General features: G+C 53.6%; 12 protein-coding genes. 6 read left to right on the forward strand and 6 right to left on the reverse strand.

Going from position 1 to position 15,951, the window contains the following annotated elements:
* Positions 1 to 152 precede the first annotated feature (152 nt).
* From ACO2Q8_RS27245 to ACO2Q8_RS27260, 4 genes are all read right to left on the reverse strand, one after another.
* Positions 153 to 599 (reverse strand): META domain-containing protein, encoded by a 447-nt coding sequence (locus ACO2Q8_RS27245; protein ID WP_423348062.1) that lies wholly within the window; start codon positions 597 to 599, stop codon positions 153 to 155.
* Entirely contained in the window at positions 596 to 1,849 is a 1,254-nt protein-coding gene (locus ACO2Q8_RS27250) for a serpin family protein (protein WP_423348063.1), read from the reverse strand. The genes ACO2Q8_RS27245 and ACO2Q8_RS27250 overlap by 4 nt, the downstream gene beginning before the upstream one ends.
* A 165-nt stretch (positions 1,850 to 2,014) precedes the next feature.
* A complete protein-coding gene (locus ACO2Q8_RS27255) occupies positions 2,015 to 3,691 on the reverse strand; it encodes a hypothetical protein (protein WP_423348064.1) in 1,677 nt (558 codons plus the stop codon).
* A complete protein-coding gene (locus ACO2Q8_RS27260) occupies positions 3,688 to 4,233 on the reverse strand; it encodes an RNA polymerase sigma factor (protein ID WP_423348065.1) in 546 nt (181 codons plus the stop codon). Before ACO2Q8_RS27260 ends, ACO2Q8_RS27255 begins: the two co-directional genes overlap by 4 nt.
* Before the next feature lie 134 nt (positions 4,234 to 4,367).
* On the opposite strand from ACO2Q8_RS27260, the gene ACO2Q8_RS27265 reads away from it, so the two are divergent.
* Both ACO2Q8_RS27265 and ACO2Q8_RS27270 read left to right on the forward strand, forming a co-directional pair.
* A complete protein-coding gene (locus ACO2Q8_RS27265; protein WP_423348066.1) occupies positions 4,368 to 5,246 on the forward strand; it encodes a sugar phosphate isomerase/epimerase family protein in 879 nt (292 codons plus the stop codon).
* Positions 5,247 to 5,357: 111 nt separating this feature from the next.
* Positions 5,358 to 8,285, forward strand: a complete 2,928-nt coding sequence (locus tag ACO2Q8_RS27270; RefSeq protein ID WP_423348067.1) for a PVC-type heme-binding CxxCH protein — start codon at positions 5,358 to 5,360, stop codon at positions 8,283 to 8,285.
* 85 nt (positions 8,286 to 8,370) lie between these two features.
* Here ACO2Q8_RS27270 and ACO2Q8_RS27275 read toward each other — a convergent pair whose 3' ends face one another.
* Complete coding sequence (locus tag ACO2Q8_RS27275) at positions 8,371 to 9,726, reverse strand: UDP-N-acetylmuramate--L-alanine ligase (protein WP_423348068.1); 1,356 nt, start codon at positions 9,724 to 9,726, stop codon at positions 8,371 to 8,373.
* Between the two features lie 331 nt (positions 9,727 to 10,057).
* Here ACO2Q8_RS27275 and ACO2Q8_RS27280 point away from each other — a divergent pair, with 331 nt between their 5' ends.
* Positions 10,058 to 11,548 carry an arginine decarboxylase gene (locus tag ACO2Q8_RS27280; RefSeq protein ID WP_423348069.1) on the forward strand — a complete coding sequence of 497 codons (1,491 nt, stop codon included), beginning with the start codon at positions 10,058 to 10,060 and terminating at the stop codon, positions 11,546 to 11,548.
* Between the two features lie 65 nt (positions 11,549 to 11,613).
* Positions 11,614 to 11,745: a hypothetical protein gene (locus tag ACO2Q8_RS27285; RefSeq protein ID WP_423348070.1), complete on the forward strand. Its 132-nt coding sequence runs from the start codon at positions 11,614 to 11,616 to the stop codon at positions 11,743 to 11,745.
* Here ACO2Q8_RS27285 and ACO2Q8_RS27290 read toward each other — a convergent pair.
* Entirely contained in the window at positions 11,742 to 12,269 is a 528-nt protein-coding gene (locus ACO2Q8_RS27290; protein ID WP_423348071.1) for a D-glycero-alpha-D-manno-heptose-1,7-bisphosphate 7-phosphatase, read from the reverse strand. The genes ACO2Q8_RS27285 and ACO2Q8_RS27290 overlap by 4 nt on opposite strands.
* A 187-nt stretch (positions 12,270 to 12,456) precedes the next feature.
* Here ACO2Q8_RS27290 and ACO2Q8_RS27295 point away from each other — a divergent pair, with 187 nt between their 5' ends.
* Both ACO2Q8_RS27295 and ACO2Q8_RS27300 read left to right on the forward strand, forming a co-directional pair.
* A complete protein-coding gene (locus tag ACO2Q8_RS27295; protein WP_423348072.1) occupies positions 12,457 to 13,530 on the forward strand; it encodes an OmpA family protein in 1,074 nt (357 codons plus the stop codon).
* Between the two features lie 145 nt (positions 13,531 to 13,675).
* On the forward strand, positions 13,676 to 15,910 hold the full coding sequence (locus tag ACO2Q8_RS27300) for a PQQ-binding-like beta-propeller repeat protein (protein ID WP_423348073.1): 2,235 nt from the start codon (positions 13,676 to 13,678) through the stop codon (positions 15,908 to 15,910).
* Positions 15,911 to 15,951 lie beyond the last annotated feature (41 nt).

Raw genomic sequence — 15,951 nt, forward strand, 5'->3', positions numbered from 1 at the left:
GGAATAGTTGGAATAAAAGAATAAAAAATTGCCCGGCAGGCAGAGCCGCCGGGCAATCCGGTTTGCACAATGAATCAGAGGTCAAAATCTTCAGGAGGAGACCGGCTGGTGTGGATTCTTACCGGCCCCACTCCGTTTTTTTTCAGGTTGTATTACTTTTCCTTTTCGTACACCAGCGCGTTGTTGCTATCCGTCAGCAAGCGTAGCCGGTTTCCGGTAATTTCATAGCGCTTTGCGGCCTGGAGTTTGTTGAAATAATCGGTTTCAAACTGCATGGCATCTTCCGGCCCGGCCATTTTGGTACTTCCCAGTGCACTGATCTGGATCTCGTTGGAGGCTGCCGAACCGGTCAGGGAACCGAAATACTGGTTGACCGCCGACCGACCCGTGACTCGGTAAGCGATCCGGCCGGTTACCTCTACGCTGGCCGAATCCGGTGTCAGGATCAGGGTCACTGAATACTTAGACGACGGTTCTACCAGTTTGTAACTACCCGCGACATTCGTTGCCGACAGCGGTTCGAGTGTCGCGTTCACGGTATCGTTACAGGATGCCGCCATCAGCACGATTGCGGAAACCAGCGTTAGCATCAGTTTCATGGCTGCGTGGCGGTTTCGGGGTTGACAATCTTACCCATGAACAGCACCGAACCCGTTCCTTTTTCGGTAATCAGGAAGACGAACGGCCGGTTACAGAAAAGCGAGGGCCCCATTGACGTTACTTCGACGCCGATGCTGGTGACAGCGGCTGCTTCGGTGCCTTTTTCATCGACAGCCACAAACGTGTTTTGTTTGACGTAGCTGACCTTCAGGCCCTGGCTCTTGCTGATCCCGGAGAAATCTGCCCGATCCGAAAACGCCGTGGACATGCCCATCTTAGCCAGGACGTTGTTCAGTTGTGCTTCGTATTCCAGTGTGAACTTCGGCAGGCCAATCATCAGCTTGCTTTCCTTCATGGCGGTTTGCAGGTCGGCCCATTCGGTCGCATTCAGGCTGTTGATTAGCGCGTCGGCGGAGGAGTTTTCGTTCGGCAGTAAAACCGTCATGGAGTAAGTTCCATCGCCGTATGGTAGTTCGAAAGCTCCGTAGGTGGGCCGAAACGCATGACGAAGCCCGGCGGTCATGGTCATCATTTTGACTGGTTTTTCGGAACCCGACGCCAGGCTAAACGGTGAATCGCTGGTGCTTTTCGGATCAAACTGGTATTTCCAGTCGCCTTTGAAGTAAAGAGCATTTAGCAGAAACAGGACCTGTTCTTCCTTAATTTCCTGAATAACATTTTTGATTTTTCCGTTGGTGTTGTCGCTCGCCCATTGGTTAATTTTGTTGATAACCGGGGTTGGATTACTGAAATTTTCCCCCGATACCTGGGCGTTGAACGTTTTTTTGGTGGCATCGAGGTACGCCGGTTCAACGGGAAAACCGTTGCGGTACCAAATCGAGTTAGCCAGTTTTGTTGTTACTTTCGGATCAGCGGTGGGAAGCGCTTTTTGTAAAAACTCATAGGTTTGGTTGGCATCGGCCAGCGAAACGCCTTCCAAGTGCATCGCTTTCTTCATTTCGTCCGCCGTCTGTCCGGCAGCCCCGTTCAGGAGCAGACCGAGCGCCGTATGCAAACTCAGGGGAGAGACAAAAATATTCTCCTCCTTCTTCTGCTCTTCGTTGACCTGTTTCAGGAAATCGAAGGAGAAGTCATTCGTTTTTTGGGCAAATAACCGGGCTTCGGGCGTCGCTTGCAAACCGCCCTCGCCGGAATTACCGGGATCTGGTGTGGTGTTTGTCTGGCAAGCGGCTGTCGTTAGTAAAAAAGCCGTTGCCAGTGTACCGGAAACAAGTGCTACTCTTCTCATCGCAAATCGGATTTTGTTCTATCACGTGAGCGCTCAAGGATAAAGACCCGATTGGAAATGAATTGGTTGGAAGGGGACTAAAAAATAATTAGAAAAAATAAAAATTAGTAAGAAATTCGGCTTGAGTGGGTTAAAAAATGCCTTTTTACCTCTTAAAATACCTAATTAAAAATGGTAGTTAAGGCCAAAACCAACGCCGATAGCCTGCGGACGGACCTGAACCTGCGATTCCGTCTGTGCCCCATCCTGGAGGGCCTGCTGGTAGGAGCCGGTCAGCGAACCAGACCAATGGTGCGTCGGATGGTAATTAATCCGTAAACCGGCGGTACCCGCCAGGGTCATCGGCCGGTATACCTGATCGTCTGGGTTAACTTCGAGCGTACCAATGGTATTTTTCAGGAAAACATTCGCCATCAGACCACCCAGAATTGAGTAGTTAATTTTTCGCCCGGGCAGAATATGGTAGCCAAACTGCACCGGTACTTGTAAATACTGAAAGTTATTTGACACCAATTGCTCGGCCGGAATAACGGCCTGATACGACGGGCTGACAACATTCGACTTGTCGTTCGAGGCACCCGGCAGCAAACTCGGATCAGCGGGGGCCGTTGGCGAGTTTTGAGCCACCGTCGGGCTGCTGTTCCGAATGGCATTGACCAGCAGACTTTCGGTCTGGTTGGTAAAGACATTCGTCACCGAAGCGTTGTTGCGGGTCTGCGAACGACCATTGAGGTACTGAACACCGGCTTCAACTGACCAGTGTTTACTAAAACGCACGCCTGAACTGGCCTGCCAGGCCATTGAAAGTTGCGCCTGATTCTGAAGGGAAGCCGAGCTTTGCTGGCGGCTGCTCAATTGAATCGAATTCGATGATACATAAGGCTGGTTGAGACTGGCATTTGAATAAACCGATGCCATCGGGTTGAACGACACAGGTGTAGCCGACACAGCCGCCCAGTATTCTTTTTTCGAGCGTCCTTTTTCCTGCGGTTCAATGGCTGGTTCGGGAGCGCGGTACCAGATAATCCGGCTGATCGGGCGCGGATTTTTCAGGGTAATGGCTTTGCTTTTGATGTATGTAGCCTCAAACGCCACCCGTTGATCGGCAGCTTCGGGAGCCAGGGCAGCGGGTGCCGCCGACCGGGCCACGAGTTCCGTCGATTCAGAAACCGGCTGCGGCACTTCGGGCATCGGTTTACTCACTTCGGTGCCGGGTTGGGCCCGGCGCGTGCGCGGGTTCCGCCGGGCATCGGCCAGTCGGACGGCATCCGTAGGGTGAACCTCTGCCGGGTTCTTCGTGGCAGGGGGCGCAGGGGACGTTTTCCGGCGTCCGGCTAAAACCGACTGATCCTTAATAATGCTGTCGATAGTTCCGGCGGTTGCGGTTCGTTCCAGTTCCGGTGCATCGGCGGCACGTTGGGGTACGCGAGTCTGACGGTTGGCGGCTATGCTTTCATCAGACGTTCCAGCGTTTCCGGTTTGTGATTTTAGATCCGTTGCGGTTTCGGCCGACGGTTTTTCGCGTTTGGCCAGTTGGTCATTGGTCGGGTTGCCAGGCCGGTTTGGGGCTGTACTGGTTTGACCGGCAATGGGCCGATTGGGTTCGGTATTTTGGGTCGACTGGATGGTCCACCAGCCGAGCAAAATGGCAAGCAGGGACGCGGCCGCTCCGTAGGCCCACGGCCGAAACCGGGTCCAGAGCGGAATAATCGGCTCACTCTCCTCCTCGTCGAGACGACGGGCAATGCGGTCCCAAAGCTCATCGGATGGGCTTTCGGCAGCATTTTCGAAGAGGCTTCGCCATTCTTCGTTAAATTGATTTTCGTCTTTCGAGTGACTCATCTTGGAATTGGACGCTCGTTCTGAATCTTCTGTTGCAGTAACATGCGTGCCCGCGAAAACTGCGATTTCGATGTACCTTCTGAAATATCTAATAGTTCTGCAATCTCGGGGTGTGTGTACCCTTCAATGGCGTATAAGTTAAACACGGCCTGACATCCCGGCGGGAGCTCCTGCACCATCTTCAACAATTGCTGATAGTGTAGACCCGATAGGCTGTCTTCCGTCTGCGGCAGAGCTCCGGGGGCCACATCCTCCAGCTCAGTCTGGTTTTGCCAGGGCTTCTGCTTGCGGATGTGTTTGAGGGCGGTATTGATCACAATGCGCTTTAACCAGGCTTCCAGTGGGCACTCAAACCGGAACGTATCAATATGCTGGAAGGCTTTTACGAAAGCATCCTGTAACACGTCTTCGGCGTCGTCCCGGTTTTTGGTATACCGTTGGCTGACCACAAAAAGCTTCCTGGCGAATAACTCGTACAGTTTTCGCTGAGCAGTTCGGTCCTTATGTCGACAGCCGTCAACTAACGCTCGTTCATCCAACATATAATTTCATCCTACTGACCCGCGCGTTCCATCAACGGTTGGAACATGGTTAAAAAAAAGTAACCTAACCCGTTGGCAACGAGTGAAAATGATATTTAGCCTGTACTTTTGAACAAAATCTATTCCTGAACACCATGAACCGACGTACGGCCCTCCGACAGACTTTAGGCTTTCTGGGCGTAAGTACCCAGCTAGCTTTCCCCGAATCGACTTATAAAAGTAGTTTACAATCGTTAAAGGACAAGCGGTTTCTGATCGGGGCCTGCGACTGGTCGATCGGGCAGTCGAGCAAACTCGAAGCGTTCGACGTGGCCAAAACCATCGGACTCGACGGTATCCAGGTAAATATGGGCTCCGAAAAAAACGACATGCACCTTCGCCGGCAAGACCAGCAGAAAGCCTGGCGCGAAGCCGCCAAACGCACCGGGGTCCGGATCGGCGGGCTGGCCCTCGGCGAGCTGAACAATGTCCCGTACAAGTCCGACCCGCGGGCCGAACAATGGGTGCAGGACAGCGTCGACGTAGCCCGGGCGCTGGGGGCCAAAAACATCCTGCTGGCGTTCTTCAACAAAGGCGATTTAAAAAACGATCCCGAGGGAACGCGGGTTGTTATTGAGCGGTTGAAAGCCGTGGCCCTCAAAGCCGAGAAGGCCGGGGTGGTGCTGGCCATCGAGTCGTGGCTCAGTGCTGAAGAGCACATGGCGATCATCGATGCGGTCGGATCGCCGGCTGTGAAGGTGTATTACGATGTATGCAACTCCACGGTGATGGGATATAATATTTTAAAGGAAATTCGCTGGTTGGGGAAGCAAAAACAGATCTGTGAATTCCACTTTAAGGAAAATAGCTTTCTGCTAGGGCAGGGGAAGGTCAATTACCCCGAGGTCCGGAAGGCGATGGACGACATTCAGTACCAGGGTTGGGTCCACATAGAAGGTGCTGTGCCTGAGGGGAAAAACATGTTGGAAAGTTACACTTATAATAATAAGTTTGTGAGAGAGATTCTGTCGTAGGGCGGTTTTGTTACTGTTCCACGATTTTGTGAGATAATCACTTATTATAATAGGTTTACCAGCGCTTAAATGTTGTTTTTCAGGTAATTATTCCACGTGGAACACTAGCTCATGAAGGTTGCCATCCCTACTCCTTACCCCTTCTTTACAACCGCCATCCTGCTGGGAGGTCTTGCTCTCTGGGGGTTGAAACTGCAACAATCGGACCAGTGGTTGCCTGCCTCACCGGGGCCTTCCGAACCGTTTCAACAAGGGCGGTTTATGGCATCTGACTCCGGTCAGTTGTACCTGCCCGACGACCTGGAAGCGACGGTCTGGGCGGAGGCTCCGATGTTCTACAACCCCACCAACATCGATGTCGATGCCCGGGGTCGGATCTGGGTCACCGAAGCCGTCAACTATCGCAACTTTAACAACAAACCCGACACCCGGCTCGACCATCCGAACGGCGAGCGGGTCATGATTCTGGAAGATACCGACGGCGATGGCAAGGCCGATCAAGCGAAGGTCTACGTGGAAGACAAAGACCTGGTGTCGCCCCTCGGCATTGCCGTGATCGGCAACAAAACCATCGTGTCGGCAGCTCCCAATCTCGTCATCTATACCGACGAAAACGGTGATGATAAACCCGATAAGAAAGAAATTTTCCTGACCGGTTTCGGCGGACTTGACCACGACCACTCGCTGCACGCGCTGGTGGCCGGACCTGATGGCAAGTGGTATTTCAACACCGGCAATGCCGGGCCGCATATCGTTACGGACAAGGCGGGCTGGACGCTCCGGTCGGGGAGCCTCTACACCGGCGGCACGCCCTACAACAAACTTAACAAAGGCAACCAGGTCAGCGACGACGGTCGGGTTTGGGTGGGCGGTCTGGCCCTGCGGATCAACCCCGACGGAACCGGCCTGAAGGTGATGGGGCACAACTTCCGGAATAACTACGAAACCGCCCTCGACTCGTACGGTAATCTGTGGCAAAACGACAACGACGATCAGGTGGTGGCTTGCCGGACAAGCTGGCTTATGGAAGGCGGCAACATGGGCTACTTTAGTCAGGACGGCACCCGGTATTGGCAGGGCGACCAGCGGCCGGGGCAAGATGTGCCGACGGCCCACTGGCACCAGGAAGACCCCGGAGTGGTTCCGGCGGGTGATATCAGCGGGGCCGGTTCGCCGACCGGCATGGTGGTGTATGAAGGCGACGAACTGGGCGCCAACTACCGGGGACTGCTGCTGAGCTGCGAAGCGGGCCGGAATGTCATCTTCAGCTACAAACCCGAACCGCAGGGCGCTGGTTACCGAATGCTCCGCACCGACTTCATCAGCACCTTTCCGAAAGTCGACGAAGAATACAAATGGAACGACATCCGGGACGACATCCGGAAGTGGTTCCGGCCGAGCGACGTGGCCGTGGGTACAGACGGCGCTTTGTACATCGCCGACTGGTTCGATCCGGTCGTGGGCGGGCACCAGATGAAAGATGCAAAAGGCTACGGCCGGATTTACCGGATTACGCCTAAAGGTAAAAAGCTGAAATCGCCCACGCTGAACCTCGCCAAAACCAAAGGCCAGCTTCTGGCGCTGATGAACCCGGCGGTGAACGTCCGGATGCTGGGATTTGAAAAACTACGGGCGCAGGGCGATAAGGTTGTCAAACCGGTTTCTAAGCTGTTGACCGCACCGAACCCGTATCACCGGGCACGGGCGGTTTGGCTGCTCGCCCAACTCGGGCCGAAAGGACAGCAGAAAGTGCAGGAGTTGTTGAAATCCGATCAGGTCGATCTGCGGATCACGGCGTTCCGGGCCTTGAAGCAGGTGCAACCGGACGTGGTGGCGCTGGCCCGGCAGGTGGTCGATGATCCGTCTCCGGCGGTTCGACGGGAAGTCGCCATTGCCCTGCGAGATGTACCGTTCGAGCAATGCAAAGACCTGCTGGTGAAGCTTGCGAATGGCTATGATGGAACCGACCGGTTTTACATGGAAGCCCTGGGCATCGCTGCCGATAAAAAAGAAGAAGCCCTGTATGCCGCGTTAAAACCGGCTATACCGGCCAACCCACTTCAGTGGGACCAAAAAACCGCCAACTTGCTCTGGCGGCTGCATCCGGCCAGTGCCGTCGAGTCGATGAAACAACGGGCATTGGCTCCAACCCTGAACGCCGATGCCCGTAAACAGGCCATTGTCGCCCTCGGTTTTATCAAAGACCCGGCAGCGGCTAAAGCGATGGTGGAGCTAACCAAACACAACGACAAAACCGTCGCGCAACAGGCCGACTACTGGACCAATTTTCGCCGGTCGAATGACTGGGCCACCTTGCTGAACTGGGATGAGGTGATGCCGCCCAAACTGTCGGATGCCGAGCAAAAGGCGCTGGCGATGCGGCAAAAGCTGATGGAGGAATATACCCCGGCCGACGAAAAAGTGAAGCTGGCGAAGGAAATGGCCGCTAATCCGGAAGGCGGGAAACTGCTGGTCGGTCTGGCGGCCGAGAAAAAGTTGCCCGACAACCTGAAACCGGCCATCAGCGAAATCATTTTTACTAATCCCGACCAGAGCGTTCGGACGATGGCGGGCGATTACTTCACGCGGGCGGGTAGTTCGGTCGCTCTGTCCCTAAAAAAAATTGCAGCTTTGAGTGGGAACGAAACCGCCGGGCTGACGGTCTTCAAAACCACCTGCGCGACCTGCCACCGGCACGGGGAGTTGGGGAAAGACATTGGCCCCGAACTCACAAAGATTCACCAGAAATTCGACCGGAACGGCTTGCTGGATGCCATCCTGAATCCGAGCGCCGGGCTGGCCTTCGGTTACGAGCCCTGGCTGATTACGAAGAAGAATGGGCAGACCTATTACGGGTTTCTGATTAGCGACGGCCAACAGGCCATCGTCATGAAGGATGCCGCCGGACAGAAGCACACGATCCCGGCGGCTCAGGTTGCGTCCCGCAAACAATACAGCACCAGCCTGATGCCCGACCCGGCTTCGCTGGGGCTGTCGGAGCAACAACTCGCCGATCTGGTGGCGTATTTGCTGAAGTAACGTACCTACGGACTTTAGTCCGTGCGAGATTCTTAAACTAATCAGGAGTTATTATCAACTTCATGGTTATTTCAGCTCACACGGACTAAAGTCCGTGGGTACTCATGCCGCCAAACGTTCCAGAACTCATCAGGAGGAAAACCGTGGGTTGGCCATTTTGCTGACTCTTTAAAAACTGTTCGAGGGCGGCTGATTCCGTGAACACCTGTAAATCGGGCCGGTCGAAGGCCGTGACGATCTCGGCCGGGGCGATGGGGGCGAGGTGTTTCACCTCCAGCGTGTGCGGGCTGTAAAAAACCGCAGCCACATCGGCTTGATCCAGCTTATCGCGGTATTGGCCCAGAAACGTTTTGTTCAGGCTGCTGAACGTATGCAATTCGACGCAGGCCACCAGCCGGTGCTTGGGGTATTGCGCTTTCACGGCGGCCGTGGTGGCTTCCACTTTCGAGGGCGCGTGGGCAAAATCCCGGAAGATAATCTTCGAGTCGGTATCGATTACTTTCTCCAGTCGTTTGCTAGCTCCCTTAAAGCTTTGAATCGCTTCGTAGAACATTTCTTCCGTGATGCCAAGATGGTCGCAGACGGCCAGCGCTCCGCTGATGTTTTTCATGTTGTGTTCACCGAACACCAAAACCGGTACCTCGCCCTGATCTTTGGTGAGTAAAACCGTTTTCCCGTTTTCAATCCGGTAGGAGTGGACATCGTAGGGTTGCCGGGTCACATCCTCCCGTTCTTTCAGCGCGACGACATCCAGCATATCATCAGTATCATCGAAAATAAGGGTGCTGGATTTGCCCATGCCGTCGGCCAGAAGCTCAAACTGACGAACATACTGCTCGTAGGTGGGATACAGGTTGACATGGTCCCAGGCAATGCCGCTGATTAAGGCGATGTGTGGGTGGTAGTGTAAGAATTTCGGCTGAGGGTCGAGGGGCGACGTGCCGTATTCATCGCCTTCGATCACAATCACGGGAGCCTCGGTCGTCAGCTTCACCATCGTATCGAAACCCTCGATCTGAGCGCCGACGAGGTAGTCGAAGTTCCGGCCATGATGTTTGAGCACGTGCAGGATCATCGACGTGATGGTCGTCTTACCGTGGCTTCCGGCCACCACGACGCGCTGTTTGTGTTGGCTTTGCTCGTAGACAAATTCAGGGTAGGAGTAAACCGGCAGATTCAGATCTCGGGCTTTCTGCAATTCCGGGTTGTCGGCCCGGGCGTGCATGCCCAGAATCACGGCATCGAGTCCGGCATGAATCACTTCCGGATGCCAGCCGGTTTGCGCGGGCAATAAATTGTATGTTTCAAGATGGGTCCGGGATGGTTCGTAAATTTCATCGTCGGAACCGGTGATGTGGTGTCCCTGCTGGTGGAGCGCAATAGCCAGGTTGTGCATGACGCTACCGCCAATGGAAATAAAATGAATGGATAGTGGCTTCATTCGGTCAAAGATGTGGCGTTAAAAATACAAGTTCTTTTGATAGGAAACCGAAAAGCCGTTTGAAGCCTCTGAAAAACCGATTATTGAGTCTCCACGCCGGTCGATGACATTCTAAAAATTAACGAACATTCCCGAATCAAAAACCGCTTTTTTTCGTTTTCTCTACTGCGAGTCGACAATCACGCAGCAGCTTGACAATCAGGCATCCGGTCTGGCTTACATTTTGTTTTTGTAAACAGGTTTCCGCCCCATTGCAAAGCTGCTCTTTTTATGGCATTTTCGCAGACTTTTTCAAAAACCTAGAACACTCTTTTATGCTTCTGCCGAAAGGATGAAAAGCTACAACGACCTGATCGAACAGACCTTTGAGTTCCCGACACTCGAATTCAAAGTGGAAAACAATCACCTGCTGTTCAACAACGTTCCCCTGATGGACATCATCAGACAGTACGGGACCCCATTGAAACTAACGTATCTGCCCAAGATTACCGAACACATCGAACACGCCCGCATGCTGTTTAAGAATGCGATGAAGCGGTATAACTACAAAGGCACGTATACGTACTGTTACTGCACGAAGTCGTCGCACTTTCGGTTTGTGCTGGAGGAAGCTCTGAAAAATAAAATTCACCTGGAAACCTCGTCGGCATTCGATGTGCCGCTGATCCGGGAATTATACAAAGACGGAAAGGTTGACAAGAATACCTTTATTATCTGCAACGGTTACAAACGTCCGCTGTATACCCAATACATCAGTGAACTGCTGAACGATGGGTTCAACGTGGTGCCGGTGCTGGATAACCTGAAAGAGATCGAAGCCTACGAAGAACAAGTGACGGCCGAATCGGTTAATTTGGGTATCCGGATTGCGACCGACGAAGAACCGAACTTCGCATTTTATACGTCCCGGTTGGGCATTCGCTACAGCGACATCAACGAGCTCTACCGCTCGAAAATCCAGAACAGCGGGAAGTTCAAGCTGAAGATGCTCCACTTTTTCATCAATACCGGGATCAAAGACAGCGCCTATTACTGGAGCGAGTTGAGCCGGTTTATGTACAAATACTGCGAACTGAGCAAAATCTGCCCGGATCTGGATTCGATCGATATCGGGGGCGGCATGCCGATCCAGACCTCGTTTCAGTTCACCTACGACTACCAGGCGATGGTGGACCAGATCGTGGAAAGCATCCAGTGGATCTGCAACAAAAATAACGTTCCGGTGCCGCACATCTTTACGGAGTTTGGCAGTTATACGGTAGGAGAGAGTGGCGCCGTTATATACAAAGTAATCGACCAGAAATTGCAAAACGACAAGGAACTGTGGTATATGATCGACGGATCGTTCATTACGCAGTTGCCGGATTCGTGGGGCCTGGGGCAAAAGTACATTATGCTGTCGGTCAACAATTGGGACAATCCGTACCAGAAAGTGAACCTGGGCGGTTTGACCTGCGACTCGCATGATTTTTACAATACCGAAGCCCACAGCGCCGACTTGTACCTGCCCATTTTTGAGCAGGATACCGAAGAACAGTACATTGGCTTTTTCCATACCGGCGCGTACCAGGAATCGCTGGGCGGCTACGGCGGTATTCAGCATTGCCTGATTCCGGCCCCGCAACACGTCATCGTCGACCGCGACGCAGATGGCAATCTGACAACCCGGCTTTTTGCCCCGGAGCAGGACAGCGAAGTAATGCTCAAAATTCTGGGCTACACGAACCCAACGGCTCCGAACACGCGCGAAATCGAAGCCGCCGAAGCCGCAGCCGAGAAGGAGGAAGAACCCGTGGAAGAGTTAGAGAAACAGGAAAATTAAACTAGCATATTTTTTGCCCTGTGGACAGCAGCCAGCGGCTGTTGTCCGCAGAAAAATCAACGAAAATGAAAAAGGTAAGCGTTATTTTGGGTCTGATTGCCCTTGTCTCTCTGGGTTCTTGTGCGCGTCGGGCGTGCCCGGCTTACGACAGCCAGTTGCAGCCAAAGCAGCCCGCTGCCGTTGAGCAGGTGGCTTAAGACGCCGTTGCCAGTTCAACCACCATTCGGGATGCTTCCAGTAGATTGGCCGCCTGTTGATCACCAACGGGTGGCTTAGGTATGTCATGCGTGATATGAACTGTTCGGACCCCTACACGTTTTCCGGCCTGAATGTCGCGCAGAGCATCGCCAATCAGCCACGAGCGGCTGACGTCGATGTTGTATTTGGCGATGGCTTTTTCCAGCATCAGGGAATCCGGTTTTCGGAGCAGTGATTGCGTATCGAAGTCGGGATGGTGAGGACAATAGTAAATATCGTCCAGCAGGTTACCGCACTGTTCCTGCAGGTACTGGTGGCACCGCATCACATCATCGCGTGAGTACAGGCCCCGGGCAATTCCGGCCTGGTTGGTAACCACAATGAGCAGATAACCGGCGTTCTTCAGCAACCGCAGGCCTTCGACCACGCCTGTCGGAATGATAAAATCTTCGATTCGGTAGACATAATCAGTTCGGTCTTCATTCAGAACACCATCCCGATCTAAAAAAACGCACTTTTTCATGGTATGGAAAACCGTCACGGATCGGCTTGTGTGCAGATGTGGGATTTAAAGTGTGTAAATAGTATTTTCTTTGCAAGAATTAGCAATAAAAGAGTAAATATTTACTTTTTGTTAACAAAAAGTTGAGAAAAAGGTGTCTATAGAACCAACTTCATACGTTTACAACGGGAGAGATGGGATGAACGACATGGTAAAACGTCTGTTTTTGATTTTATGGTTATCCATCGCCGGGTTGACAGGGGCTTCGGCGCAGAAGATTACGCAGCGGGATTACGAGCCCACACAGCGCAATGTGAAAGGCGGTGGAAAAGTTGTCAAAGTGGAATATTCCAATCATAAAATGGTCGTGCATTTTGTGGCCGAAGACCGGGACATAGCCCAACGGGCTACTATCTACGGCCCTGGACATCCTAATTCATGGCGCTTATATGATACAAAAACCCGACGGGAATATGCGTTGTTATACATCAAGAACATCCGGGCCGATGGAGAATTAGTCGACGATATTCTTGATGATCCACGCGGAGTAGTTTTGCGGGATGTCAGAACCATCTCGTGTGAAGCTCATTTCGAGCGCCCGGGCCAAAATGTTCGTTCAGTCGATCTGATTGAAGAAAACGTCGAGTATTTTGAAGGGCGGCAGGATTTACGAAATCCATATGGCGGAGTCAGTTCTCAGTGGCCCTACAACGTATACAATCTCCGCGTGCTAGCGTATCGTGACGACATGCGGAATGCCAAACCGCCCGTTCGGAAAACTACGCCGACCAAACCTAAACCCGCTGCGCCATCCGTTACTAAACCGTCGACTCCCAAACCCGCGCCGACGGATTCCGTGGTTGCCCAAAAACCGCCGGTTATAACGCCGAAACCGGCTCCGGCTCCGAAAATCGAAAACTTTGGCTCCAGCCTGGAAGCGGGTCGTACCTATCGACTCAATAATCTTCTGTTTAAACAATCGGCGTACGAAATTCAGCCTGAATCGTATCCGCAACTGGATTCGCTCGTAGCGACGCTGGACCGTAACCCGGCGATTCGGATTGAGCTTTCGGGACATACCGACAACGTTGGCGATGCCAAACTGAACCTGGCCTTGTCGCAAAACCGGGTCAATGCCGTGAAAAATTACCTGGTCAATAAAGGTATATCAGCCGACCGCATTCAGACGAAAGCCTACGGTGGCAGCCGCCCCATTGCCGACAATACTCGGGAAGAAACCCGGCGGCTTAATCGGCGCGTCGAAGTAACCATTCTCCGGTAGCATAACTGTAGGAATTGCCTGTTTCGTGCTGCCTCCAGGGATGGCTTTTCCCAAAGCGACGTATGAGTTTTCGCCAAAAGAATAGTATTTTCGCCTGAAAAGCCGGTTGAGTAAACGTGTCGGCTGAGTCTTTCCTAAACCTCCTATGATGTTTGATAAACAACGGACCCGGCAGTCTGCACGCGACTTTGCTGTTTCCCTGAAATGCAACGCCCGTAATGTACTCCGTACGGGTTTGTTGGTGAGCGGTTGCCTCATCGTCGGGATGCAAAAGCGGGAAATACCCCTCGAAACCGGCCGCGACTGGCCCAGCTACGGCGGCAACAAAGCCGGAAACCGCTATTCACCCCTGACACAGATTAATCGGCAAAATGTCTCGGCACTAAAGGTGGCCTGGATGTACGATGCTTCCGAAAAACCGGACCCCGAAAACCCCGGTCGGCGTCGCGACCGGGCGATTCAGTGTCAGCCCATTGTCGTCAACGGCGTTTTATACGGAACCACGCCCGAACTGAAGCTTTTTGCCGTAAAAGCCGGGACCGGCGAGGAGTTGTGGCGGTTTGAACCCTCTAAAAACGACCGGCTGAACTCGAACCGGGGCGTGGTGTATTGGGCATCCGGCAACGACCGGCGGATTTTATACACGGTCGGGTCCAGCCTGTACGCCGTCGATGCCGAAACCGGGAAAATCATTCCAACCTTTGGCAACCACGGCCGGGCAGACCTGCACGAAGGGCTTCAAACCAACCTCGAGCACGACGTCAGTAAACTGTCGGTGACGGCAACGTCGCCGGGAATCGTGTACCGGAATACCTTTATCATCGGCTCCAGTGTGTCCGAGTCCGGCGACGCGGCTCCGGGCCACATCCGGGCGTTCGATGTCGTGACCGGCAAGCTGAAATGGGTGTTTCATACGATTCCGCAGCCCGGCGAAGTTGGCTACGATACCTGGCCCAAAGAAGCTTACCTACGCATCGGCGGGGTGAATAACTGGAGCGGAATGGTTGTCGATGAAAACCGGGGTCTGGTCTTTTTCGGAACCGGCTCGCCCTCATCCGATTTTTACGGCGGTGATCGGGCGGGGAAAAACCTGTATGCCAATTGCATCATCGCGCTCCAGGCCGAAACCGGCAAGCTGAAATGGTATTACCAAACCATCCACCACGACCTCTGGGACCGCGACCAAGCCTGTCCGCCGAACCTCATGACGCTAAAACGGAACGGCAAACCGGTCGATGCGGTTGTACAGGCCACAAAAGACGGCCTGGTGTATGTACTGGATCGGGAAACGGGCCAGTCGCTATTTCCGGTGGAAGAACGGAAGGTGCCCACCAGCGGGCTGCCGGGCGAGCATCCGTGGCCGACGCAGAAGTATCCGCTCAAACCGGCTCCGTTGATCCGGCAGGTCATTACCGAAGCCGATCTGACGAATTTGTCACCGGAAGCCAATGCGTACGTGAAAGCGCGGTTCGATAAACTGCAAAGCAATCATAAATTCCTGCCGCCCAGCACGCAGGGAACGCTGTTGGTCGGTTACAGTGGGGGTGCCGAATGGGGCGGTAATGCTGCCGATCCAGACGGTATTTTTTACCAGAACGTAAACGAGGAACCCTGGGAACTGGTGATGACGGAGCGGGCTAGTCTGACGAAGACCGATGCTCCGCTGACGGCCGGGAACGCCCTTTACATCGCCAACTGTGCGGCCTGTCACGGACAGGACCGGAAAGGCAGCGGGCCGGAATTACCGGCTCTGGTCGACATTGGCAAAAAACGCTCGGCCGACGAGATCAAGACGATTTTGAAAACCGGGAGTGGCCGAATGCCGTCGTTCGGGCATTTGCCGGAAAAAGACCGCGACGCCATTGTGCGGTTTCTGCTGAACAAAGAGACGGGTTCGGCTAAAGTCGCCAATGCTTCGGCGGGAACGTTGCCTGCATCGAAGGGCGGTTTTCCGTATACGCCTGCTTACGTACCGAAGACGTGGCAACGGTTTACGGATCAGAACGGCTATCCGGGCATTAAACCGCCCTGGGGCACGCTGAACGCCATCGACCTCAATACCGGCGACTACCTCTGGCGGGTGCCGTTGGGCGAATACCCCGAACTGGCGAAAAAAGGCATTCCGACGACCGGCACCGACAGCTACGGCGGGCCGCTCGTAACGGCGGGTGGGCTGGTGTTCATCGCCGGTACGAAAGACGAAAAAATCCGGGCGTTTGATAAAAAAACCGGTAAAGTCGTCTGGGAATACCAGCTTCCGGCGGGCGGTTTTGCCACGCCGATCACCTACGAAGTGAACGGCAGGCAATACATCGTCATTGCCGCTGGCGGGGGCCGGGGCCAGAAAATCGGCGGCAACTATATTGCGTTTGCTTTGTAGTACCCACGGACTTTAGTCCGTGAGTGTTAGCTGCCTCGTTG

It is taken from the genome of Larkinella sp. VNQ87 (genome assembly GCF_049445795.1).
GTDB lineage: Bacteria > Bacteroidota > Bacteroidia > Cytophagales > Spirosomataceae > Larkinella.

Bases quoted from the DNA above. Each gene is read 5' to 3' on its own strand.
- ACO2Q8_RS27245 (WP_423348062.1), bottom strand. From the start codon at position 599: ATGAAACTGATGCTAACGCTGGTTTCCGCAATCGTGCTGATGGCGGCA.
- ACO2Q8_RS27250 (WP_423348063.1), bottom strand. From the start codon at position 1,849: ATGAGAAGAGTAGCACTTGTTTCCGGTACACTGGCAACGGCTTTTTTA.
- ACO2Q8_RS27255 (WP_423348064.1), bottom strand. From the start codon at position 3,691: ATGAGTCACTCGAAAGACGAAAATCAATTTAACGAAGAATGGCGAAGC.
- ACO2Q8_RS27260 (WP_423348065.1), bottom strand. From the start codon at position 4,233: ATGTTGGATGAACGAGCGTTAGTTGACGGCTGTCGACATAAGGACCGA.
- ACO2Q8_RS27265 (WP_423348066.1), top strand. From the start codon at position 4,368: ATGAACCGACGTACGGCCCTCCGACAGACTTTAGGCTTTCTGGGCGTA.
- ACO2Q8_RS27270 (WP_423348067.1), top strand. From the start codon at position 5,358: ATGAAGGTTGCCATCCCTACTCCTTACCCCTTCTTTACAACCGCCATC.
- ACO2Q8_RS27275 (WP_423348068.1), bottom strand. From the start codon at position 9,726: ATGAAGCCACTATCCATTCATTTTATTTCCATTGGCGGTAGCGTCATG.
- ACO2Q8_RS27280 (WP_423348069.1), top strand. From the start codon at position 10,058: ATGAAAAGCTACAACGACCTGATCGAACAGACCTTTGAGTTCCCGACA.
- ACO2Q8_RS27285 (WP_423348070.1), top strand. From the start codon at position 11,614: ATGAAAAAGGTAAGCGTTATTTTGGGTCTGATTGCCCTTGTCTCTCTG.
- ACO2Q8_RS27290 (WP_423348071.1), bottom strand. From the start codon at position 12,269: ATGAAAAAGTGCGTTTTTTTAGATCGGGATGGTGTTCTGAATGAAGAC.
- ACO2Q8_RS27295 (WP_423348072.1), top strand. From the start codon at position 12,457: ATGGTAAAACGTCTGTTTTTGATTTTATGGTTATCCATCGCCGGGTTG.
- ACO2Q8_RS27300 (WP_423348073.1), top strand. From the start codon at position 13,676: ATGATGTTTGATAAACAACGGACCCGGCAGTCTGCACGCGACTTTGCT.